Origin of the sequence: Acinetobacter beijerinckii CIP 110307 (genome assembly GCF_000369005.1) — a bacterium.
Taxonomy (GTDB): domain Bacteria; phylum Pseudomonadota; class Gammaproteobacteria; order Pseudomonadales; family Moraxellaceae; genus Acinetobacter; species Acinetobacter beijerinckii.
The window spans coordinates 1188966-1211882 of the sequence record NZ_KB849765.1; the positions used below are offsets into that span (position 1 = coordinate 1188966).

Sequence of the window (22917 nt, forward strand, 5' to 3'; positions counted from 1 at the left end):
GTCCAAATGGCTATCTGTTAAAACACAACCATTAACATCATTGTTGTTGATGCTGTTTGTAATGGTAATTCCCTAGAGTAATCAACCTAATCTGACAAAATAACAAAAAAGCCTAGTCATCGAAATGACTAGGCTTTGGCTTATTACGTGCAATTTAGCAAATTACTCGTTCCCTACGGTTGCTTTTTTCGGTGGACGACCACGAGGACGGCGAGGACGCGCTGATTTATCTTTATCAACTTCACCTTCTTCAGTCACAGCAACTTGCTCTTTTTTATCAGCAAGTTCAGGTGCCTTGGCAGTAACTTCTTCAGTTGCTTCTACGGCAGTAGTTTCATTTTCAGCAACTGGCTGTTGTTCTGAAATTTCAACTGCTGCAACCTCGGTAGCTGTTTCAACTGTTTCAACTGTTTCCGCAGTTTGAAGTTCTAAAGGCTGTTGTTCAGGTGCTGTAATTGTTACTTCTGCTTGAGTTGCAACAACTTCTTCAGACACTTTTACTTCTTCTTTCGATTCAGTATTTTCCACAGCAGGTGAACTTACATTAGACGCAATATGTGCTTCTTTTGCTTGTTCAGCCGCTAATTTCGCTAAACGGCGGCGTTCACGTGGATCATTTGCTACACGAACTTGCGTGTCTACAGATGGTGTTAGAGCCAATACTGGAGCTGGTTCGACTTCTTCAGTAGGCTTTTGTGTTGGAAGTTCAACGTCACGAGTAACAGGACGTTTTTCCTCAGTAACAGCAGTTTCAACTGTTAGAGTACTTACATACTGATCAACGAACTTTTGTAAAGCACGGTTGAATGTTGTAATCAAGCCAAACTGCTCGATTAAAATCGTGCAATCTTCACCATATACATGACGAATTAAGCTACCCACAGTGTACTGTCCTAAGGTTGGAACTTGAGATGGTACAACTTTAGGTGTACTCGCTTTCTGCTGCGATTGAGCTTTACGTTGTTCGCGATGGCGTGAACGTGGGTCGTTACTAGCGCGTTTTGCTGGCGTAACTGCTGGTTCTGCTACCTCTGTCGTTTCGACTACAGCTTCCTGAACTGGAGCAGGGGTTTCAACTGTTTCGACAACTGTCGTCGGTGCAGTTTCAACTTTTGCAGTCGGCTCTGGCGATTGCTGTGCATTGAGCGCAACAATTTCGCTTTGTCCTTGATCAATGTTCACAATCAAGGCTGTGTTCATTGCTTCTGCACGAGGAGCTTCAATCACATCAACTTTAACTTGTTGAGGATTATTGACTACTGGAGCAGCGGTTGGAACTTCATTCAAAACGCTTTGGTCGCGATGACGATTTGGACGATTTGAACGCTGTTGATTGTTGCGATCACGACGTGGCAATGGGTTTGAGTCATTACCATGTACAGCGACATCATTATGTTGCGGCTGATTTTGATGCTCTTGTGGTTGTTGGCGTTTTTGTTGACGCTTTAACTCACGTTGCTCTTGGCGTGATGGTTGTTCTTGACGTGAAGAAACTTGAGCAACTTCTTCATGTACTTGGGCTTGTTGCTCATGTGCATGGACGTGTTGTTCACGTTGTTCTTTATGTTTACGTTTCTTCGGATTTTGAGATTGGTTTGGACGATGAGATTTTTCATCTTTCTCAAATGTCTCTCTCGCTTCTTGCTTCACAGGTGCTTGTGACATATAAGCGTTATTAGCGGTTGGAGCGACAGTTTCAGTCGGCGCAACAGCAACATTGACCTGACCAAATTGACCACGGCTCACTGCACCGTTATTAATCATTTGTTCAATTGATGCTGCGGCATTTTGAGCAGAACGTGATTGATCAATGGTTTGAGCTTGTTTTTGAACAAATAAGTTTTCTAACCAAGCGCACGGACTAGCAGACTTTTGTGTGGTCGCTTGAGTTTGCTTTGGTTGAGCAGCTTGTTGTGGCGCATTTTTCTTTTGCGCTGTGGCCGCATTATTTTGAGCAGGAGCAGCATGATGATGCTCTGCTTCTTCTAAATGCCAGTCAGAAGATTCATAACCTAATTCTTTTTCACTTGAACGTGTTGCTTCAGTACGTTCGTAGCTTGATGGGGCAAAGCCATCTGGATTGAACTGAATTTGATAATGTGGTGTTTCTAAATGAGGGTGAGGTAATACCGTTACACGAACATTTGAAGTTTGTTCTAAATAAACCAAGCTATGGCGTTTTTCATTCAATAAGAAGGCTGCAATTTCAACAGGCACTTCAACTTGAACTTCACCTTGGCGTTCACGTAAAGCAATTTCTTCGACCTTACGCATAATCGAAAGTGAAAGCGAACGTAAGTCACGTACCATACCTGTACCATGACAGCGTGGGCACACATAACCAGTCGCTTCTTCTAAAGAAGGACGTAAACGTTGACGGCTCATTTCCATAAGACCGAAACGTGAAAGCTGACCGAATTGAATACGTGCGCGATCGCTTTGCGTTGCTTCACGTAATTTTGCTTCAACCATACGCTGGTTGCGGTCTTTGGTCATGTCGATGAAATCGATAACAACCAAACCACCGATATCACGTAGACGAAGTTGACGTGCAATTTCTTCAGCTGCTTCTAAGTTAGTATTGAGCGCTGTTTCTTCAACATCATGACCACGTGTTGATTTCGCAGAGTTAATATCGATTGATACCAACGCTTCAGTCTGGTCAATCACAATTGAACCGCCAGATGGAAGTTTCACTTCACGTTCGTAAGCCGTTTGAATTTGGCTTTCAATGCCAAAATGAGCAAACAGTGGCTCATTCAAGGTATACGTTTTTAATTTATCGAGCTGACGTGGCATGACCGCTTTCACGAAGTTATATGCTTCGTTGTATGCTTGTTCGCTATCAATCAGAATTTCTGCAACGTCATCACGTAAGTAATCACGAATTGCGCGAGTTACAACACCTGCTTCTTGATGAACCATCATTGGTGATGGACCAGAACTTGCTGAACCTTGAATTTGAGCCCAAAGATCGAGCAAATGTTGTAAGTCGAGTTGTAACTCTTCTTGGGTACGTCCAATTCCCGCTGTACGCACGATTACGCTCATGCCACGCGGTAAATTCAAAGACGCTAAAATTTCTTTCAACTCTTCACGAACTGAACCTGAAATTTGACGGCTAATACCACCACCTTTCGGGTTATTTGGCATTAAAACTAAATAACGACCTGCAAGTGAGATAAATGTTGAAAGTGCAGCGCCTTTATTGCCACGTTCTTCTTTTTCAACCTGAACTAATAATTCAGTGCCTTCAGTAATGAGTTCACGAATATTTGAGGTTTGACGAGGGTCTGCTTTGAAATACGAGTTTGCAATTTCTCGCATAGATAAAAAGCCTTGACGCTGTGCGCCATACTCAACGAAAACCGCTTCTAAAGACGGTTCAACGCGAGTGACATGACCTTTATAAATATTTGATTTTTTTTGTTCACGAGTGCGGTTTTCTAAATCGAAATCGTAAAGACGACTACCAGTGATAAGTGCAACGCGAACTTCTTCGGCGTGGGTTGCATTAATCAACATACGTTTCATGGGTGTGACACCTAATAGTGATGCACACAAACAACAGGCTCACTCGGTTTGAGCAAACATCAACTTGGCGCGATCAAGATTCAGGAGCGACTTGATATATGAAGCTCTGAAACCACTGACTGTAATATCCAGCTTTGGGTTTTGATTCGGTTACTTCGATGTCAGCAACGCTGCTTTAATCTTAGGGCTTTAGATATTTCATCCATGGCATACATCTGTGAAATACCACAAGACCCGACATAATCAAAGTTTCCTGTACGCTTCACTGGCGGGTGAGCGGTGCATTGGATGGCGACTTTCACTGTCATTAAGCATTGAAGTCGATCCATCTGGAAGTCTTGATACGGAATTATCATCGTATCTGTGCTTAGCAGTTCCAATGCATCAACGCTTTAGCCTGAATGCGACATCAGGGAGCAAATTGTCTGATGTGGATCAGTTTACGTTTAATAACCAACAAATTTGTTGGCGACATATTTTTTATGAACAAACTGTATGTGCTGATGCACAATTAAACGCAACAGTTTGTCATTTTGCCGATATAATAAGCCTTCGGCGTCGGCATAATTCTTTAGGACCTATTCGAGCTATTGGTGAATATCTCATCGATCTGAAATTTTATCTAAATAAAATTTTTGATTTGAAATTCACTTACGAGGGTATCCGTGTGCTGAATATACCAAACCTTGTCGCATCTGCCTATGGGCTAAGTTTAGGTTTCTTGTGAAATAACTTAGCTAAATGATCAATTTTTAATCATATTTAGCAAATCTTGGATTAATCGAGCGTATGAATTCTACACAACAATGGCAAAGTGTCACTTGGTTTGACGTTGACGAACATCAAGAAGGGCAGCGAATCGATAATTTTTTATTTACCCGATTAAAAGGTGTTCCAAAAAGTCGCATCTACCGTTTGATCCGTGAAGGTCAAGTACGAGTCAATAAAAAAAGGATAAAAGCAGAAACACGTTTGAGTATTGGTGATCAAATTCGAGTTGCACCTATTCGCTATGAACAAAAGGATGAAAGCGATGTTCCTGTTAGTGATGGTGTCGCACAAAGTCTACTCAGCCGTGTAGTCTATGAAGATGAAGGTTTATTGGTGATTAATAAACCTTCAGGTATCGCCGTGCATGGTGGTAGTGGTGTCGCTTATGGCTTGATTGAGGCTTTGCGTGCAGCCACAGGTAAAAAATATTTAGAATTGATTCATCGTATTGACCGAGATACTTCTGGTTTGGTCATGATCAGTAAAAAGCGTAGTACCTTAAAGTTGCTGCAAGACTTATTACGTGAGCACAAAATTCAAAAGACCTATGCTGCGATTGTCAAAGGGCAAGTCAGCCTAGATCAACAATTGATTGATGCACCGTTATTACGTTATGAACTTGCCAATGGCGAGCGTCGTGTACGTGTGACCAAAGAGGGAAAACCAAGTAAAACTGACTGGAAAGTGGTAGAACGTTTTAAAACTGCAACTTTAGTGCATGCTTCTCCGCTTTCGGGGCGTACTCATCAAATTCGTGTGCATGGTTTGAGTATTGGTCATCCTTTAATTGGTGATGATAAGTATGGTCATAACACCGCATATGCTGGACCAGAAGCGCGACGCTTATGTTTACATGCAATGCGCCTCGAAATTCCGAATTATCCAATCATTGAAGCGCCTATGCCTGAAGACATGCAACAAGTGATCGATCAGTTGAGAAAGAAAAAATGAGTCAAAACATTGAGTTAGTCATCTTTGATTGGGATGGCACTTTATTCGATTCGGTTGGTCAAATCGTTGCAAGTCTGCAATATGCTGCACAGCAATTTGAGCAACCGCTAACATATGAAGCTGCCAAAAGTATTATCGGTTTAGGTTTGCCCGAAGTGATGCAAATCTTATTTCCACAGGTACCGCATTTACAGCAAGAAATTTTGCAATGTTATGCTGACCACTATGTGGCTAACTCTAAAGGTGACGCTTGGTTTCAGGGTGTTGCAGAGCTTTTGGCTGACTTAAAGCAACAAGGATTAAAACTGGCTGTTGCAACAGGTAAAAGCCGAAAAGGGCTAGATCGTGTGTTAGCACAAACTGAGAGTCATGATCTTTTTGATATTACTCGTGCTGCGAGCGAGACCAAGTCGAAGCCTGATCCACTGATGTTGCAAGAAATTCTCGCAGCGTTAAATGTTGCTGTCGAAAATGCAATTATGATTGGTGATACCAGTTATGATCTTGAGATGGCGCAGCATCTGAATATGTCACGGATTGGTGTGAGTTATGGCGTGCATAGTATTGAGATTTTGCAGCAATACCAACCTTTAACTATTGCTGATAATGTGCAAGATTTACATGCGTATTTGCAAAATGTATTGAATGTCACAGCTTTAACTGAAAGCTAATTGATCTATACGATGTAAATGACAATGATGGAGTTGCCAGCAGCTCCATCAGCAATAATAACAATAGGGATCGCATGAGTCGCTCAATCCGTTTACTGCATTTACTACAGCTTTTAAGAGAATACCGCTATCCAGTGACTGCCCAAGTGTTGGCCGAGCGTTTGCAAATCAGTCAACGCAGCGTATACCGTGATATTGAAAGCTTACGTGATCAAGGAGTCAATATTGATGCCGCTGCGGGTTTAGGTTTTCAACTGAAAGAAAATTTTTTATTACCGCCGATGACATTAAATGAAACCGAAATTGAAGCTATTTTTTTAGCTTTAAATTGGCTTAATGAGATTCCTGATCAAGCGTTAAAGTCGGCTTCAAGATCGGTACTTGCTAAATTAAATGCGGTATTACCTGAGCATTGTCAGCATTTATTACAACAAACTACTTTAAGGTCAATGCAGACGTGGCTACCAGTCGATGAGCGATGGGTTGAACAAGTTCGGGTGGCGATTCGTCAACAGGTCAAAATTGTGGTTGATTATGCTGATGAGCAGCAGCGAGTGAGTACAAGGGTTTTATGGCCTTTCGCTTTGGGCTATTTTAATGATCGTATTGTTTTAGCAGCATGGTGTGAATTACGTGATGGCTTTCGGCATTTTAGAATTGATCGAATTCAGCAACTGAGTTTAAGCCAAGAATTATATCCACATTTTAAACAGCAACTTTTTCAACAATGGTGGATCGAAGAAGTTTGTCGTTCGACTACTGACAAAAACTGACAATCATAAGTATTAAATTTAAATAAGACCAATAAACCAACAAGGAAATATCAAAAATGGCTCTTAAACTTTATACCAATAGTTTTTCACGTGGCGTTGTTGTCGATTGGCTGTTAATCGAACTTGGCATTGAATGTGAACGCATTGAAGTGGCTTTTCAGACTGAAATGAAGACGGCTGAATATTTAAAAATGAATCCTTTTGGAAAAGTGCCTGTTTTAGTAGATGGTGATGTTGTGATCTACGAGTTAGGTGCTGTTTGTGCCTATCTTGCGGATAAATTTAGTGAAAAAGGTTTATCTCCGGCCTTTGATGATCCGCAACGCGGGGTTTACTATAGATGGTTATTTTTCATTTCTGGTCCATGGGAAGCGGCAGCAACAGACCGTATGTTAGGTTTAACTGAAGTGACAGCAGAACAAAAAACTTCGATTGGCTATGGAGATTATGATGACGCGTATAATGCCTTTGTGCTTGGATTAAGTGAGGCAGCGCCTTATTTATGTGGTGAACAATTTACTGCTGCGGATGTATTGGTCGCTGCCATGTTATTTTGGCAGTTGAAAATGGGTGAGGTACAGTCACATCCTGCAATTGAACGTTATTTACAAAATGTGAGTCAGCGTCCAAGCTATGCAAAGTTTGCTGAATTTTTTAGTCATGCGGGATAAAGAAGTATAGTAAAAAGCCGATTTGAATCGGCTTTTTTTATTTAACTGGCATAGAGTGCAAGTTGATCAAGTTCAAAGACTTGTCTAATTTCTTCTAAAAACTGTTCTGCGGCAGGGCTAGGCTCAGTTTTATGGAAACTCATGAACACGTCTAAACATGGTAGCGCATAGTCCAAAGGCCTAACAACAATTTGATCTGTGGCTAATGCCTGCATATAAGAGGGTAAAATTGCGCAACTTTGCCCTGTATGAACGGCATGAATACTGTCAGCAATACTATTGCTTTCAGTGATATTTTTAAATTGGAGCTTTTGTTGCCCGATATATTTAAAGATGGTTTGCGATAGCGGCTGAGAAAGTTTATGAGACAGAATATTAAGCTCTAATCCATCTAGCTGTGCCACCTTAATTTCAGTTAATTTCGCCAAAGGATGTTGTTTCGGCAGCATAAAAACTAAAGGTTCTTTTAAGACTAGCTGGCTTGCAAAGTGATCATTTTGGAAGTCTTGATTAATAAAAATAATGTCTAAATCACCTTTCTTTAATTCAGCAATTTGATCACTTTCTTTTAGATTAAATGTATTAATTTGAAGTTTGGGCGTTTTCACGCGTAGCCGCGGTAAAATATATGGAAATATTCTAATTTCAGCTGAAGGCACAAAACCAATTCTCAAACATTGAACTTTCGCAGCAGCGACTTGTCGTGCCATCGTCACGGCTTTATCTGCTTGAGTTAAGGTTAAACGAGCTTGTTCTAAAAAAACTTGACCTTCTTCTGTTAGCTCAACTTTTCGTTTGGTTCGATAAAATAATTGCACCCCAATATCATCTTCTAAATCTTTGATTTGTTGGCTTAAAGAAGGTTGTGCGGTATGTAGTTTTAATGCAGCTTTGCTGAAACTCAGCTCTTCAGCAACCGTGATAAAGTAACGTAAATGTCGTAATTCCATAAGACTGATCCAAGTATGTCTTACTATTGTTTTAGGCGTTTTGTGTTTTAGAAAGTAGTTCTAGTGGCGTATTATATATTAGCTGCTTTTATAAACAATAAGACTCATTCTAAAATATAAAAAATGTATTAAAAAATGAAGACACTACTCAAGATTTTTAATTTTTTATAAACGAATAGAGCTTACAAAAAAATTATATTGACTCAACTGGATAAAATCAGCATAACTAACAATCGAATACTTGAATGAGATTTGATGATACTGATCTCATGAAAGCTTTTAAAAAATCATACAAAAGATTGATTTGAAAAAAGTTACAGTAGAGGACTTATTGCGATCCTAAAGTCAACCTGATGTGATCAGACTCACCATAGAAGAAGTACATGAAAGATAAGCCGACATTAACCTATCAATTGCCGACCCAATCTTGCTTGAGCCATACTTTTGGGAAGCCGCCTTTTCCACATGAGGCTTCTGATCATTGTGGTGTAGACCGTTTTTATAATTCAGAAAGACGCTTAACTCCTTATGACCGTAAGGGCTTGTTAAAGTGGCTGGCTACACGTAAATCGTTTACATGGAAAGTTGATCAAACTCATGAATCCAATTTACGTAATCAAATGCTTGAGTTACCACAAAATCGACCTCATGCTGATTTAAATAATTGGCAAATTTGGTTTGTTAGTCATGCAACAGTACTCATTCAAATCGGTCCTTATAACTTTCTAACAGACCCTGTGTGGTGTGAATACGTCAGTCCGAAACATGGACAAGGTCCTCGACGTGTTTGTCCAGCAGGGATCGCATTAGAACACCTTCCAACCATTCATGCCGTGTTGCTCAGCCATAATCATTATGATCATATGGATTTAGCGACATTAGATTGGTTGCATGAGAAGTTTAAAATGCCGATCTATACGGGTTTAGGAAATGGCTACTATTTAGCTAAGCATTTGCATGTAATTGAAATGGATTGGTGGCAGGAAATTCCTTTTCATGATGAAATAAAAATTGCTTATACACCTGCGCAACATGCATCTGGTCGAGGAGTGAGAGATCAAAACCGAGCGCTATGGGGCGGGTTTTCCTTATTAGCCAAAACAGGACATTGTTTTTTTGCTGGTGATACGGGCTATGCAGGGCATTTCAAAAAAATTCATGAACGTTATGGTGATGCAAGGATTGCGCTGTTGCCTATTGGTGCTTATGAGCCGCGAATGTTGATGCGTTATGTACATATGAATCCTCAAGATGCCTTCCACGCGCATTTGGATTTACATGCGCATCGTTCTCTTGCAATTCATTATCGAACTTTTCAACTAACGGATGAAGATCGTGATGCACCAGAACATGAATTACAGCAAGCAATGAAGACATCTTCGAAATTAGTGAACCCTTTTTATTGCATTCGTGAAGGACACTTTATTCGAGCATGATGGTTCAGCCAAATGTTGATTTTTCATTGGAGCTGAGAGAAAAATATGATGTTAGATGATGTGCATCCTGAAAACTATGCAGAGCTGCTTGTAGTTTGGGAGGATTCAGTTAGAGCCACTCATGATTTTATTACTGCGGAAGATATTGAATTCTTTAAATCCATTATCATGGAACAGGCTTTTCCTGCTGTCACACTAAAATGTGTCAAAGATGATATAGGTGTAATTCTTGGCTTTGTCGGAGTTGCAGATCATAAAGTTGAGATGCTGTTTATCCAAAATGCTGCAAGAGGACAGGGAATTGGCAAACAGTTATTAGCTTATGCCGTGGAGCAACTCGGTGCGACAAAAGTGGATGTAAATGAGCAGAATCCACAGGCTGTTGGCTTTTATCAGCATTTGGGGTTTAAAGTAGAATCTCGTTCACCTTTGGATGATATGGGAAAACCTTTCCCAATTTTGCATATGGGTTTGTAGATTGCATACTTTTTATTGCTGACAGGTATTTTTGGTATGGAGTAGCGAACTTATACACCATAAAGCAATTACAGATAGGCTACCAAGAGCAATATTCATCACGACTGGATTAAAGGCTTGATAGATTTGATTGGGATAAATAAATATGACCAAAATAAATAACCCAATCAGACTTAGAATGTTAAGCCAATGCAAATATTTGTGTGTCATAAATAAAAAGAGGCTGCCAAAAATAATCTCCGCAATCCCTGAGAATGAAATGATCCATGAAATATAAGCCGTTGGAATCTGAAAAAATTGCCAAACATATTGTTCACCTTCAACTTGAAAAATAAATTTGGGAATTAAACCCTGATAAATCCATAGTAATGCAATGATCAGTTGGCTGAAATTTAAAATCTTTTGCAAAGTTTGAAGGGGATTATTCATATGCAGGCATCATCCAAGAGAAAATGTTTTTGAATATCAGGTGTCACCAAATAACACTGCTCAGTTTTTCCAAATAGACGATAGCGATTTAAGGCAATACAGCGATATGTAAAATCTCGAATTGCTTGTGGGATGATTGTCGCGTATTTCAAATGAGAATAGGGAAAATCTAGGTGTTGAATAATTTCTAGAAAAGCTGTTGATTCCGTATAAATCTTACCTTTTTTCAGCAATACCATCGTTTCAAAATGATCTGACAGTGCTGATCATGTTGAATCATAAAGTCAGCCCAAGCTGAACACAGCACACATACGGCATCAAATAAGATGATGTTATGGTTTTGAATCAGTTGTTCTAAGTGGTTTGCCATTGTTATTGTTCTGATCAGATATTGAGTAAATTGTCACTCACTAGCATGAAAAAAGCCATCCGAAGATGGCTTTTTATTTCAATGTTTTAAGACTTAAAGAAAGCTTGGTAAATGACGAGCTGGATCGGTTTCACGGGCAGCTTGAGCATCTGTAACCGTCATGCCTAATGCTTTTGCTACACCTTCACCATAAGCAGGGTGACATGCATAGCAATTGCGGATATGACGATATTTGATGAAATCTAAAGCATCGCCTATTGCACGTGCGGTATTACCAAATAGTGCATCTTGTTGCTCAGGAGTCATCAGTTCAAACAAAGCACGGGGTTGGCTGAAGTAGTCATTATCATCTTCACGATAATCCCAGAAATCAGCATCACCAGTAATTTTCAGTGGTGGCTCTTTGTATTGAGGCTGCTCTTGCCATTGACCGAAGCTGTTTGGTTCGTAGTGTGGCAAACCACCATAATTGGCGTCGATACGACCTTGACCGTCACGGTGATTACTATGAACAGGGCAACGTGCAGCATTGACTGGAATTTGTTGGTAGTTCACACCCAAACGATAGCGTTGAGAGTCAGCATAGTTAAATAAACGTGCTTGTAACATGCGATCTGGTGAAACACTGATGCCTGGTACAAGATTGCTTGGGGCAAATGCTGATTGTTCGACATCTAAGAAAAAGTTCTCAGGATTACGATTCAGTTCAAATTCACCGACTTCAATCAATGGATAGTCGCCATGAGGCCAGACTTTGGTTAAATCAAATGGATGATAAGGTACTTTTTCTGCTTCCTGTTCTGGCATTACCTGAACGAAAAGCGTCCATTTTGGATAGTCTTGACGTTCAATCGCATCGAATAAATCACGTTGATGACTTTCGCGATCTTCACCGACGATATTTCCTGCTTCAGCATCAGTGAGATTTTTAATGCCTTGTTGCGTTCTAAAGTGGAATTTCACCCAAAAACGCTCGTTTGCTGCATTGATAAAACTATAAGTATGGCTACTAAAACCATGCATATGGCGATAGCTAGAAGGAATACCGCGATCAGACATCACAATGGTGACTTGGTGCAGTGCCTCTGGCAATAACGTCCAGAAATCCCAGTTATTGGTTGCGCTACGAAGATTGGTTTTTGGATCACGCTTCACTGCTTTATTTAAATCGGGAAATTTACGTGGATCACGTAAGAAGAATACAGGGGTATTATTTCCCACCATATCCCAGTTGCCTTCTTCGGTATAAAACTTTAAAGCAAAACCACGGATATCTCGCTCGGCATCGGCAGCACCACGTTCACCTGCTACCGTAGTAAAGCGAGCAAACATTTCTGTTTTCTTACCGATTTCACTGAAGATTTTAGCGCGGGTATATTGAGTAATATCATGGGTAACTGTGAAGGTACCAAAGGCACCTGAGCCTTTGGCGTGCATACGACGCTCAGGAATCACTTCACGAACAAAATTAGCAAGTTTTTCATTTAGCCACAAATCTTGGGCGAGGAGAGGTCCTCTAGCACCAGCTGTCATACTGTTTTGGTTATCGACTACAGGGGCGCCAAAATCAGTAGTTAAGTGGCTATAAGGACATTTTTTATCGTCTTGGCTCATTTTATATCTCCAGTAGGCTGACTTGTGAGCGAAGTCATCCTGACTATTTGACCGTTCAAAGTTATGAATGCTTGAGAGCTCATTTGCAAATTGGGGATCAAAATTTCAGATGCCTAATTAGGTTTTGCACATGATCTGTTCACATCCTTTGTATTTTTACTCTAGGTTGATGAAGGTTTTTTTTCCAATGGATTAAAGTTGATGTCTTAAATGCTTTATTCGATTGAACGTGTTTAAAGCTTAAACTTTATCTGGTTTTTTGTTGTTATATGAATTGTTAAAAAATATAAAAATTATTTAAAAAATAAATATTTATTTACTGTTTTTTGCAGTATTTGTACTCTTGTATCTAAAGCAGCCATAAAGCTATAAAAGTGATAATTTTTTATAAAAAAGTGTCATGGAACATGTAGGTTTTCTGTAAAAACGGAATTTTAGTGCTGATCAATGTAAATTTTATTGAATAATTTCTTGGTTAAAATGCTAGAAAAATGTAAGAAAAAAAGAATTTATTTTGTTTTATGGTATTTTTAAATTTGTTTTTAAGAGATTAAAAGAATGAAAAAAATTGTTTTTAGCTTGGGATTATCACTTACTGTTTTAGCTGGATGCAGCACAACTCCACAAAGTGAAGTGAATAGTCATAATTCCAAGTTGTTGACCGTTGAGTTTATTGGAAATGGTTCTTATCGCGTACCACAACAGGGTACGGTGAGTTTATATGCGCTTGAAACACGCATGGCTGATGCACCTGCAACATTGATTCAACAAAAGAAAGTTGAAGTTTCTCAAGTGCCTTTTTCAGTTGATTTTAAAATACCTGCCGATCATAAAAAGTTGATTCAACCGCAATTAAAACAAGGGGCGGAAATCACTTACTATGTAACATGGGAATCTGATGTGACGACTCAAACCGTTAAAGACAGTATTAAGATTGATTATGACCGAAAATTTCCACGCGTTGCTTTAGACAGTGGCAAGCAACAGGTTTATTTGATTGAAAGTAAATAAAATACAAACTGTAAAAAAGTAATGCTCAACTAAAAATCCGACTGATGATACGGTCGGATTTTTTATGCAAATCTGAAAGTTGTAATTCTAGTATCTAGTTAGAATAAATAATGATACTTCGCTCTAAATAGGATTAACTCTATACATTTAACATGCGATTGGATTTAACCATATCTGCCAAGCCATGTGTTCTAAAATAATGCTCAAGCCAACTTTTTACCAGTAATGGGTTGTTCATTTGCAATACATCATCGAGAAGTTTCTGCGCATCCGCCATTGGCACATGACAAATCGCTTTTCTGACACGGAGAATATTGCTTGAACTCATAGAAAGCGTGTTGAAGCCCATTGCCATTAATAAAATAGCTGATAATGGATCACCAGCCATCTCACCACAAACGCTGACAGGTTTCTGATGTTCATGGCATTCAATCACTAAGCGTTTTAAAGCGCGTAGTACTGATGGGTGGAAATGCGAATAGACATTGGCAACATGTGGATTATTACGATCGACAGCAAGTAAGTATTGAGTCAAATCGTTTGAACCCACAGAGAAAAAATCAACTAACTCAGCAAATTCAGCGATTTGTAATAGTACACTTGGTACTTCAACCATAATCCCGATTTTAGGTTTGGTGATTTTAACTTGTTCTTCTTCCTGAACTGCAATCCAGTCTCTTTCTAGTAAATAAAGAACCTCTTCGACTTCACTGACACTAGTCACCATTGGCAACAAAATATGTAAATTATTTAAGCCAATACTCGCCTTTAACATTGCTCGAATTTGTGCAGAAAAAATTTCTGGATGATCTAGTGTGAAACGTATGCCACGCCAACCCAATGCTGAGTTTTCTTCTTCAATACTGAAATAAGGCAAATCTTTATCCGCACCAATATCGAGGGTACGCATAATCACCGGTTTGTTGGCAAAATGGCTAAGCTGTTGACGATAGATGGCGCGTTGTTCTTCTTCACCTGGAAAACGTTCACGCAGCATAAATGGAATTTCACTTCGATATAAACCAACGCCTTTAGCACCACGTTGCACGCCGCGAACGACATCAATCATCAAACCTGTATTCACAAATAAAGGAATAGACACGCCGTCGGGGGTAATGGCATCTTTAGTTTCATATTGCTTTAAGTCTTTCGCAATTTGCTCTTCTTCTTTCTGAACTTCTTTATAACGCTGACGTAAACGTCGTGGCGGATTGACAAAGATCCGCCCTTGATAAGCATCGACGATCATTTCAATGTCATCAAGCGTGGTGATAGGTAATTCAGTTACACCAACTACAGTTGGAATCCCCAATGCGCGTGCAACGATCACCATATGAGAGTTGGCTGCACCTTCAGAGGTTACAATCGCTGCGATATTATCAACAGGGAGTTCAACCAGCGCAGCGGTGCTGATTTCTTCACCGATGAGAATACTATCAGGGCTAAGCTCACGATGACTGGTATCATTTTCTTGTAGGCAAGCGAGGATTCGGCGACCTAAATCTTTTAAATCAGAGACACGTTCACGTAAGTAGTCATCTTCCATTTGTGCAAAAAGCGCTACATGTTTATCGATGACTTTGCGAACAGCACCTTGAGCCCAACTACCTGAGCGAATATGGTCTTTAATTTCACTCGGTAATGCATTTTCATCTAACATTCTCAAGAACACGCTAAATAGAGCACGCTCTTCGGACATCAATGAATCTTGCATTTTTTCATCTAAAGATTGAATTTCTTGACGAACAGCAATGATCGCTTGATCGAGTAGTTCTAATTCTTCACTAATATCTTCCGCTTCGCGATCTGGAATCACACCTAAATCGGCGGGTGGATAAAGCACGATGGCACGACCTAAAGCGATACCACCAGCACCTGAAACGCCTTGGAAGGTTTTATAAGATGAACCACTGGTTGGCTTGCGAAAAACATCAATATTGCCCACGGCATGTGCATGCGCTATGACGCCTGAAAGTTGAGCACATAGTGTTACAAGAAAAGATTCAGCTGCCTCACTAAAGTCTTGAGGTTCTTTCTTTTGAACCACCAAAACACCCATTACTTTTCGGCGATACATGACTGGAACGCCAAGGAATGAGTTAAATAATTCTTCACCTGTTTCAGGTAAATAGGCGAAGCGATCATGTTTTGGTGCGTTATCTAAGTTGACAATTTCTTCGCGTTGACCGACTAAGCCAACGAGACCTTCACCGAAATTTAAAGAAACGTGCCCAACAGCTTCAGGTTTTAAACCTTTTGATGCCATTAACACATAACGTTTATTACGCTCATCCAATAAATAAATTGAGCATACATCCACATGCATCGCTTCAGCCACATGGTTGACCATGATGTCGAGTGATTCATGCAAACTGACGGACGCATTAATTTCTTGAACAATGCGTCTAAGTGTGTCGAGTTGCATGTTTGACATGGATGTTTACTCCAATTTATAAATCTTTATAGACCTAGTTATAACAGCTCTTATGTCAAAAATCATTGCTTAAAGTGATGATTTATTGACGTTTAACGTTGAGGTAATTGTAGACATAATTCCATCATCGCTCGGCGGTAAACATCACGTTTGAAGTTGACCACTTGACCTAACGGATACCAGTAACTCACCCATTGCCATTCATCAAACTCGGGTGGGTCTGATAGATTTAACTGAATATGATGCGGCGATGCCGTTAACTTCAGTAAAAACCACTTTTGCTTTTGACCAATACATACAGGATCAGAATCTGACCGAATGTACCGATGTGGCAAACGATAACGCAGCCAGCTTTTAGTTTGCGCTATTATTTGGACGTGTTCGGGCAATAAACCGACTTCTTCTCTCAGTTCACGATAAAGTGCCTGTTCAGGGGTTTCTCCAAACTGGATACCTCCTTGTGGAAATTGCCAAGCATTGTGACCAATGCGCTTTGCCCATAAAACTTGTCCATCATCGTTTGCCAAAATGATCCCGACGTTGGGTCGGAAACCTTCTGAGTCGATCATTTGGCTACCTAAATTTTCTCTATATCGTTGACTTTGATCTCGGGGACAGTCACTCTTCACGTCCAACTCGAAAAAGGTCAAAGTAAAATGTTTAAAATTGCTATGATCTTAACGAATTTTTAGTCACTTACGGAAATAGATTTACGTTTTTTTTCTTTAATTTGCATTTAAATGAGCATTTATATGAAATTGGCTTTGTTTGATTTAGATCACACCCTGTTAAATACCGATTCTGACCACTCATGGGGTGAGTTTTTAGTGAATGAGGGTTTGGTTGATCCAGTTCATCACCGCCAAATGAATGATAAATTTTATGATGACTATAAAGCAGGTCAGCTTGATCCAATTGCTTATAATGAATTTGTATTTGAGTTTTTGACGCAACATGACAATGCATATTTAACAGAATTGCATCTGTTATTTATGCAAAAAGTGATTCGCCCTCAAATGCGCCCGAAAGGATTTGATGCAATCAAGAAGCATCAAGACATGGGTCATGCGATTGTGGGAATTACCGCGACAAGTGATTTCATTACTGCACCTATTTTTCGTGAATTTGGTATTACCGAAATTATTGCCACCAATGCTGATGTCATTGATGGAAAATATACGGGTAAGGTGAAAGGACTCCCGTGTTATCAAAAAGGAAAGCTTGCTCGTTTGGATCAGTGGTTAGATGGGCGTACTGTTTCAGAATCTTGGGCATATTCAGATTCAATTAATGATCGTTTCCTGCTTGAGTATGCGAGCCATGCAATCGCAGTGAATCCTGATGATCGTTTAGAAAAACTAGCTCAAGAACAGCATTGGGATATTCAAGATTGGTCGATCGTATCCGTATAATCTTTGCTTTGCTCACATAGTACTTATTATGTTAGAAGAATAGGTATTATGTGAATCGGAAATATCGTGAATAATAAGGATTCAGAGCGTAGACGATATCGTCGCTCAGATTGGAGTGAACAGTTCCTTAGCCAAGGTTTTGATGCCTTGATTAGTGAATTTTTATTCTTCTTGATTATCCTTTTATTTGGGGGCGCAATAGGCGGCATTATTTTTGCCTGTATAACATTTGGATTTGGCGCATTATTTTTAGTTTTACCCTTTGTTATGCTGCTTTATTATGTTGTTAGGAAATTTGTGAAAAAATAAAAAATGAATGATCAACACCATGAGTTGAATGAAATATAAAAATTATTTATCTGATCCATTCAATTTATTGTTATAACACTACTGACATTTATATCGGGGGTGTTATGAAAAAACAACAACTTAAACTGCCAAAACAACTATGGACAGAAGAGAGCATCGATCTCACACGACATAGCTATCAAGGTAAGTTACTCACCAAAAATGAAGGTTTTAAACTCGGTAAAACGCAACGTAAAAGAATTCCCCGTGAGCAATTATCACAATTGTCAGAACGACCGAAAGGTACAACGGCTTTAAAGATTTATGATTGGAGCAATCAAGGGCGCTTAGAGCAACTTAAGCCGATTCGTGCCAAGCGTATGAGTGTTTCACCCTTTACGTTCTATCGTGGCATGCCGTCATTGATGTTGTTTGACCAAGCATGGGAACAAAATCACTCAGGGTTATTTCAACAGATTTGTGGAGATTGTCATTTAAGTAACTTTGGTGGTTTTGCTAGCCCTGAACGTAATTTATTATTTGGGATTAATGATTTTGATGAAACTTTGGTTGCGCCATTTGAATGGGATCTCAAACGTTTAGCGACAAGCTTTTTGATTGCAGCACGTGATATTGATCTCGCTGATAAAGTCGGTTTAAAAGCCATTAAAATCATGCTGAATAGCTATCGCCAGCATTTATTAGAAAATACTGAATTGTCACCTTTACAAGTTTGGTATGACAAAGTCGATGCGAGTACCTTATTAGAAAATACCGAATGCCGAAAATTGAGAAAGAAGCGAGAGAAGCATCTTGATTCAGCACAGAAAAGAAATGCGTATTCTGTTTTGCCGAAGCTCACTCAACAAGATAAAGAAACAGGATTTCGCTATTTTGTTGATGATTTGCCATTATTGTGGCATCCAAATGTAGATGAACCTTTTAGTCAAAGTGTCGATACCTTCTTTAAACAATATCGAGATTCATTGAAATACGATCGCCAAGTCTTATTTGACCGTTATCAACGAAGTGATGTTGCTTTAAAAGTGGTTGGAGTGGGGAGTGTAGGCACACGATCAGCAATTGCGTTATTTCAGGATGCAGATCGTGAACCTTTGATTTTGCAAATGAAAGAAGCCAACCCTTCAATTTTGAGCCCTTTATTTCTTGAAAAAGTGCAGCACGAAGGTGAGCGCGTTGTACATGGACAGCAACTCATGCAAGCTGCAAGTGATATATTCCTTGGATTCTCAACTTTAGAGCAACATTTCCATGTACGTCAGCTTCGCGATATGAAAATCTCAGTTGATTTGGCGGATATGGATGATGAATATTTTTATGAATATGCTGAAAGTTGTGGTCTGGCTTTAGCACATGCGCATGCAAAATCAGGTAATGCAGATGTTCTGATGGGCTACCTTGGTGAAGGAAATACCATTGTAAACGTATTACAAGAGTATGCCGTACAGTCTGCAGAACGTAATTTAAATGATTATCAGCAATTTATGAATGCAATCGCAGATGCTAAGATTCAAATCGCTGGGGATGAGGCTCTTTAAAAAATAAGTCTGCTACAGATTTAACAAGATAATTCAAAAGGTTTTAGAAAAATGTTCAATAAAATCATGTCAGGTTTGGGTATGCAAGCTGTGACAGTAGAAACTCGCTTGCACAATCCAACTTTACAAGCCGGTGAAATATTGCATGGGGAAATTAGTTTTAAAGGTGGATCATCGGATAAGGAAATCAATGGTTTGTATTTACAACTGATGACTATGGCAGAAGTTGAGTCAGGAGATCATGAGTTTAATCAGCCTTTGATATTGGATCAGTGGTTAATCAGTTCAAATTTTTTATTGTCTGCGCATCAAGCTCATCATATTCCATTCACTATGCAACTCCCTGAAGAGACACCAATTACAGAAGTATCTTGTCGTCGTAATGGGACTCGTGTTTGGATTAATACCCATATGGATGTTGATTGGGGGCTAGACGCAACTGATCGTGATTATTTAAAAGTGTTACCGACCGCTACTATGCAAGTATTTTTACAAGCGATGCAACAATGCGGTTTTGTCTTATCGAGTGTAGATGTAGAAAAAGGACAACTCACTGCACGTAACTTTAGATCAACTATTGGTTGTTACCAAGAGTTAGAGTTTGTGTCTTCACACATGTTTAGCGGTTTTAATGAGGTTGAAGTGTCATTTGTCGCTGAAGCACATCAGACGCATGTGATGTTGGAAGTGGATCGGACTTTGCGTTCAGATCAGTTATTAACGATGACACTTCCAAATCAACATTTAGATGTGCTTCAAGTAACTCAACAGATACGACGTTTACTACAAATTGGATAATTGATTTCGTTTAGACCTCCCAAAATGGGGGGTTTTCTTGTCATATTACTGTCATCATTTATTTCTAAGATGACAGTATGAAAATAACAATAAATCAGGAAGAACATACTTCCAATGTGCTGAGTGCATTACTCAAATTAAAACGCCAGCAACCAATGATAAAAACACGCTGGATCATGTTACCCATCTTAATCTTATTGGTCATGCATAGTTGGCAACAGCAATTTTTTACGGCTTGGGTACTTATTCCTTTCATCTGGACTGTGATCGTTGTGAATCAGGCACTGATTGTTCGAACGAGACGAGACAAATTAGAGAAGATTGAGCAACTTAAAATTAATCCAATTTTTTGGAATGAGTTACAACAAAAATATTCTGTGTTGGACTTAAAACAACGTCAATTGATTGAACAAGGTTTTAAAGATTATTTAGCATTACAGGTTTTGCAGAAACAAGCTTATGCAATGCCATCACATGCTGTTGATGAGCTATGGCATGTGATGCTGAAATATCCGATCCAATATCAGCAATTATGCCAGCAAACAATTGGTCGAGTTTTAACGCATAATCCTTATGACACAACAACAAAGCCTGAAGCACAAGCAGTTCAATTATTTGAATCTTGGAAATATAGTTGTATGTTGCATGAATTTAATCCACGAAATACCTCTCAATTATCACGATTATTTGCAATTGACCAGGTGTTGGGTTGGGAAAGTGGACAAACCTATGAACTTGAACAAATGACTAAAGACTTTGCCAAATATAAGCAAAATCAAACCTCATCCTCAAGCTGTGGTAGTAGTTGTAGCAGCTGTGGTGGCGGTAGTGATTAAATTGAGGATTAATCGACTCGCATCATACTAATTAGTTCTTCAGCAGCTTTGGACTGAATACGTGCAGGATGCCAAACTAAACCTAATTGCCGATTCATATTCAAATTTAAATCGAGTTGTTTTAAATCGTGGTTGAGTAAGGTTTTAGGCAGAACAGACCAACCCAAACCAATTGAAACTAACATTCTGATTGATTCTAATGGATTATTGCTCATCGTAATTTTTGGTTTTAAGCCTTTTTTCTCAAATTCTGCCAGTGTGATTTGACTCGTGTATGTGTGTGCAGCTGGCAATAGGCTCGGATAAGCAATTAAATCTTCTAATTTGAGTTGGGATTGTTGTGCTAAAGGATGAAAAGGTGAAGTCACAAAAACCAAAGGATCGTTCCAAATGGTTAAGTAGTTAAGACGATCATCGCCAATCGGCGGTAACGTTAAGAATGCTAACTCTAATTCACCTGCTAAAACTTGTTCATGTGCTTGCTCAGAATCAACAAAATGGACATCTAAGGTCACTTGTGGAAAACGTTGAACGAAATTTTTGAGCGGCTCAGCGAGATGATGCAAACCGATATGGTGACTGGTGCCTATTTTTAAGCGACCTTGTACCTGAGCTTGCTCATGACTCAGTGTATGATGAATTTCACCTAACTCATTCAACCATGTATGAACTTTAGGTAATAATGAATGGGCTGCGTGCGTAGGCTGAATGCCTCGCCCTGCGGACTCAAAAAGCTTAACGCCAAAATAATCCTCTAGGCTATGAATCCGTTTAGTCACTGCGGGTTGAGTGATAAATAATTGTTCTGCTGCGATAGAAATTGAACCTGTTTCCATCACTTTTACGAATGCTTCAAATGCAGCAAGATTCATATACATTTACCTAAAGTAAGTTACTTTTAATTTTTTCGAGGAAATGGGTTTAGAGATAATTCCAAACTTTTTCATGAAAGAAAAATGCAAAGGCTTGAACAGTCGGTTCAATTAAACTCAAAGTCGCTGCCATAATGAAATTTCCTGTAATTACATAGGCAACTATCATCGCAACACTAATATGCATGATGTAGTAACTCAAGGTTTTTTTTAAGGTACGCCGATTGTTGATTACAAATTGTTGAATGTTCGCCATAGTGCTCACCGTTACGAATATTGATTTATATTTAATTAAATAATAATCATTATCATTTAAAAAGTAAAAATGAAATTTCGATTGCTGATGATTGGATTTCTAGATAATTTAACTAAATTTAAAATAACAAACCGTGAGAAAGCATTGATTAGAAATTTAAAAGTGTTAAGTGAAGAATGTCTTACTTATGAAACAGCTAAAAAATACATGTATTCTAGTAAGAATAGAATTCTTATAAAAATAATATGTCTTGCTTCATTGATTGTTCTTTACTTGAATTTATATAAAATCATGTATTTTTTAATTTATTCAAAAATGAGTATAGAAATTGGTATTTTCTCTTATATGGGGGTAGGCGTTCTTATTGGTGTATTTATATGGATAATACTCCGAAGGAATGATGCGCATAATTTAAAAGTAAAGTTAATATTTAGTTCTAATTCAAAAAAATTAACGATATATCTGAATAATAAGAAAAAAGCTGACTTCTATCCTAATTTTATTGAAGCAAAATATGACTACATTCCAGCTATGTCTCGAAGCAATCAATTACCTACTCCTATCTTTTGTTTGAATTTATATAGTCTTAATAGGGCTAAAAAGTATTCGCTGGTGACAATTGATTGTACTAATATGATCATAACTAAAAATTTATTTGATCAATTTATTCTCGAGTATCAGCCTTTGATTGAATGGCTTAATTTACCTGTGCATAAGGATGGTAATCTTGAGCTGATGAAATATTATTTTCGAGATTAATCATTCCAAAAAGTTTGTGAATTGATAAAAATGATAAATTAGATT

At 38.8% G+C, this 22917-nt stretch carries 22 protein-coding genes and 1 pseudogene; 14 read left to right on the plus strand and 9 right to left on the minus strand.

Features of this window, described 5'->3' with window-relative positions; all coding sequences use genetic code 11:
* Positions 1-162: 162 nt before the first annotated feature.
* Positions 163-3534: an Rne/Rng family ribonuclease gene (locus tag F933_RS11145; protein ID WP_005061185.1), complete on the minus strand. Its 3372-nt coding sequence runs from the start codon at positions 3532-3534 to the stop codon at positions 163-165.
* A 217-nt stretch (positions 3535-3751) separates the two neighbouring features.
* Between F933_RS11145 and F933_RS11150 the strand changes: the two genes are divergently transcribed.
* The 5 genes from F933_RS11150 to F933_RS11170 all read left to right on the plus strand — a co-directional run bounded on the left by F933_RS11150 (position 3752) and on the right by F933_RS11170 (position 7371).
* Positions 3752-4261, plus strand: a complete 510-nt coding sequence (locus tag F933_RS11150; protein WP_223880489.1) for a hypothetical protein — start codon at positions 3752-3754, stop codon at positions 4259-4261.
* A 62-nt stretch (positions 4262-4323) separates the two neighbouring features.
* Positions 4324-5256 carry an RluA family pseudouridine synthase gene (locus F933_RS11155; protein ID WP_005061187.1) on the plus strand — a complete coding sequence of 311 codons (933 nt, stop codon included), beginning with the start codon at positions 4324-4326 and terminating at the stop codon, positions 5254-5256.
* A complete protein-coding gene (locus F933_RS11160) occupies positions 5253-5927 on the plus strand; it encodes an HAD-IA family hydrolase (RefSeq protein ID WP_005061190.1) in 675 nt (224 codons plus the stop codon). Before F933_RS11155 ends, F933_RS11160 begins: the two co-directional genes overlap by 4 nt.
* A gap of 74 nt (positions 5928-6001) precedes the next feature.
* A complete protein-coding gene (locus tag F933_RS11165) occupies positions 6002-6700 on the plus strand; it encodes a helix-turn-helix transcriptional regulator (RefSeq protein WP_005061192.1) in 699 nt (232 codons plus the stop codon).
* Positions 6701-6756: 56 nt separating this feature from the next.
* Complete coding sequence (locus F933_RS11170) at positions 6757-7371, plus strand: glutathione S-transferase family protein (RefSeq protein WP_005061195.1); 615 nt, start codon at positions 6757-6759, stop codon at positions 7369-7371.
* 41 nt (positions 7372-7412) lie between these two features.
* On the opposite strand, the gene hcaR is transcribed toward F933_RS11170, so the two are convergent.
* The gene (gene hcaR / locus F933_RS11175) at positions 7413-8321 is read right to left on the minus strand and encodes a DNA-binding transcriptional regulator HcaR (RefSeq protein WP_005061197.1); all 909 of its coding nucleotides are present in this window, start codon (positions 8319-8321) and stop codon (positions 7413-7415) included.
* Between the two features lie 383 nt (positions 8322-8704).
* Here hcaR and F933_RS11180 point away from each other — a divergent pair, with 383 nt between their 5' ends.
* Positions 8705-9757, plus strand: coding sequence for an MBL fold metallo-hydrolase (locus F933_RS11180; protein ID WP_005061198.1), 1053 nt, complete (start codon positions 8705-8707; stop codon positions 9755-9757).
* A 45-nt stretch (positions 9758-9802) separates the two neighbouring features.
* Positions 9803-10234 (plus strand): GNAT family N-acetyltransferase, encoded by a 432-nt coding sequence (locus F933_RS11185; protein WP_005061199.1) that lies wholly within the window; start codon positions 9803-9805, stop codon positions 10232-10234.
* Between the two features lie 12 nt (positions 10235-10246).
* Here F933_RS11185 and F933_RS11190 read toward each other — a convergent pair whose 3' ends face one another.
* The 3 genes and pseudogenes from F933_RS11190 to F933_RS11200 form a co-directional block, all read right to left on the minus strand.
* A complete protein-coding gene (locus tag F933_RS11190) occupies positions 10247-10663 on the minus strand; it encodes a DoxX-like family protein (protein ID WP_005061202.1) in 417 nt (138 codons plus the stop codon).
* Positions 10660-11033: pseudogene (locus F933_RS11195) on the minus strand (thiol-disulfide oxidoreductase DCC family protein). The gene F933_RS11190 and the pseudogene F933_RS11195 overlap by 4 nt, the downstream one beginning before the upstream one ends.
* Before the next feature lie 93 nt (positions 11034-11126).
* On the minus strand, positions 11127-12647 hold the full coding sequence (locus tag F933_RS11200; protein ID WP_005061206.1) for a catalase: 1521 nt from the start codon (positions 12645-12647) through the stop codon (positions 11127-11129).
* A gap of 558 nt (positions 12648-13205) precedes the next feature.
* Here F933_RS11200 and F933_RS11205 point away from each other — a divergent pair.
* On the plus strand, positions 13206-13658 hold the full coding sequence (locus tag F933_RS11205) for a hypothetical protein (RefSeq protein ID WP_005061208.1): 453 nt from the start codon (positions 13206-13208) through the stop codon (positions 13656-13658).
* 139 nt (positions 13659-13797) lie between these two features.
* Here F933_RS11205 and ptsP read toward each other — a convergent pair whose 3' ends face one another.
* Positions 13798-16092, minus strand: a complete 2295-nt coding sequence (gene ptsP / locus F933_RS11210) for a phosphoenolpyruvate--protein phosphotransferase (protein ID WP_005061209.1) — start codon at positions 16090-16092, stop codon at positions 13798-13800.
* A 92-nt stretch (positions 16093-16184) separates the two neighbouring features.
* Positions 16185-16661 (minus strand): RNA pyrophosphohydrolase, encoded by a 477-nt coding sequence (locus F933_RS11215; RefSeq protein ID WP_004659132.1) that lies wholly within the window; start codon positions 16659-16661, stop codon positions 16185-16187.
* A 183-nt stretch (positions 16662-16844) separates the two neighbouring features.
* Between F933_RS11215 and F933_RS11220 the strand changes: the two genes are divergently transcribed.
* From F933_RS11220 to F933_RS11235, 5 genes are all read left to right on the plus strand, one after another.
* Complete coding sequence (locus F933_RS11220; RefSeq protein ID WP_005061211.1) at positions 16845-17504, plus strand: HAD family hydrolase; 660 nt, start codon at positions 16845-16847, stop codon at positions 17502-17504.
* A gap of 66 nt (positions 17505-17570) precedes the next feature.
* Positions 17571-17813, plus strand: a complete 243-nt coding sequence (locus F933_RS17065; RefSeq protein ID WP_005061213.1) for a hypothetical protein — start codon at positions 17571-17573, stop codon at positions 17811-17813.
* 104 nt (positions 17814-17917) lie between these two features.
* Entirely contained in the window at positions 17918-19351 is a 1434-nt protein-coding gene (locus tag F933_RS11225; RefSeq protein ID WP_005061215.1) for a DUF2252 domain-containing protein, read from the plus strand.
* Between the two features lie 51 nt (positions 19352-19402).
* A complete protein-coding gene (locus F933_RS11230; RefSeq protein WP_005061218.1) occupies positions 19403-20149 on the plus strand; it encodes a sporulation protein in 747 nt (248 codons plus the stop codon).
* A gap of 77 nt (positions 20150-20226) precedes the next feature.
* Complete coding sequence (locus F933_RS11235; protein WP_005061220.1) at positions 20227-20985, plus strand: glycine-rich domain-containing protein; 759 nt, start codon at positions 20227-20229, stop codon at positions 20983-20985.
* An 8-nt stretch (positions 20986-20993) separates the two neighbouring features.
* Here the strand turns inward: F933_RS11235 and F933_RS11240 are convergent, their stop codons facing one another.
* Positions 20994-21857 (minus strand): LysR family transcriptional regulator, encoded by an 864-nt coding sequence (locus tag F933_RS11240; RefSeq protein ID WP_005061221.1) that lies wholly within the window; start codon positions 21855-21857, stop codon positions 20994-20996.
* A gap of 49 nt (positions 21858-21906) precedes the next feature.
* Positions 21907-22113, minus strand: coding sequence for a DUF2061 domain-containing protein (locus F933_RS11245; protein ID WP_034710790.1), 207 nt, complete (start codon positions 22111-22113; stop codon positions 21907-21909).
* An 87-nt stretch (positions 22114-22200) separates the two neighbouring features.
* On the opposite strand from F933_RS11245, the gene F933_RS11250 reads away from it, so the two are divergent.
* Positions 22201-22872: a hypothetical protein gene (locus F933_RS11250; protein ID WP_005061226.1), complete on the plus strand. Its 672-nt coding sequence runs from the start codon at positions 22201-22203 to the stop codon at positions 22870-22872.
* Positions 22873-22917: the final 45 nt, after the last annotated feature.

Coding starts and splice junctions, on each gene's coding strand:
- ptsP (WP_005061209.1), bottom strand. CDS start 16,092: ATGTCAAACATGCAACTCGACACACTTAGACGCATTGTTCAAGAAATT.
- F933_RS11215 (WP_004659132.1), bottom strand. CDS start 16,661: ATGATCGACTCAGAAGGTTTCCGACCCAACGTCGGGATCATTTTGGCA.
- F933_RS11245 (WP_034710790.1), bottom strand. CDS start 22,113: ATGGCGAACATTCAACAATTTGTAATCAACAATCGGCGTACCTTAAAA.
- F933_RS11200 (WP_005061206.1), bottom strand. CDS start 12,647: ATGAGCCAAGACGATAAAAAATGTCCTTATAGCCACTTAACTACTGAT.
- F933_RS11235 (WP_005061220.1), top strand. CDS start 20,227: ATGAAAATAACAATAAATCAGGAAGAACATACTTCCAATGTGCTGAGT.
- hcaR (WP_005061197.1), bottom strand. CDS start 8,321: ATGGAATTACGACATTTACGTTACTTTATCACGGTTGCTGAAGAGCTG.
- F933_RS11250 (WP_005061226.1), top strand. CDS start 22,201: ATGATTGGATTTCTAGATAATTTAACTAAATTTAAAATAACAAACCGT.
- F933_RS11155 (WP_005061187.1), top strand. CDS start 4,324: ATGAATTCTACACAACAATGGCAAAGTGTCACTTGGTTTGACGTTGAC.
- F933_RS11205 (WP_005061208.1), top strand. CDS start 13,206: ATGAAAAAAATTGTTTTTAGCTTGGGATTATCACTTACTGTTTTAGCT.
- F933_RS11190 (WP_005061202.1), bottom strand. CDS start 10,663: ATGAATAATCCCCTTCAAACTTTGCAAAAGATTTTAAATTTCAGCCAA.
- F933_RS11240 (WP_005061221.1), bottom strand. CDS start 21,857: ATGAATCTTGCTGCATTTGAAGCATTCGTAAAAGTGATGGAAACAGGT.
- F933_RS11145 (WP_005061185.1), bottom strand. CDS start 3,534: ATGAAACGTATGTTGATTAATGCAACCCACGCCGAAGAAGTTCGCGTT.
- F933_RS11160 (WP_005061190.1), top strand. CDS start 5,253: ATGAGTCAAAACATTGAGTTAGTCATCTTTGATTGGGATGGCACTTTA.
- F933_RS11185 (WP_005061199.1), top strand. CDS start 9,803: ATGATGTTAGATGATGTGCATCCTGAAAACTATGCAGAGCTGCTTGTA.
- F933_RS11220 (WP_005061211.1), top strand. CDS start 16,845: ATGAAATTGGCTTTGTTTGATTTAGATCACACCCTGTTAAATACCGAT.
- F933_RS11225 (WP_005061215.1), top strand. CDS start 17,918: ATGAAAAAACAACAACTTAAACTGCCAAAACAACTATGGACAGAAGAG.
- F933_RS11180 (WP_005061198.1), top strand. CDS start 8,705: ATGAAAGATAAGCCGACATTAACCTATCAATTGCCGACCCAATCTTGC.
- F933_RS11230 (WP_005061218.1), top strand. CDS start 19,403: ATGTTCAATAAAATCATGTCAGGTTTGGGTATGCAAGCTGTGACAGTA.
- F933_RS11165 (WP_005061192.1), top strand. CDS start 6,002: ATGAGTCGCTCAATCCGTTTACTGCATTTACTACAGCTTTTAAGAGAA.
- F933_RS11170 (WP_005061195.1), top strand. CDS start 6,757: ATGGCTCTTAAACTTTATACCAATAGTTTTTCACGTGGCGTTGTTGTC.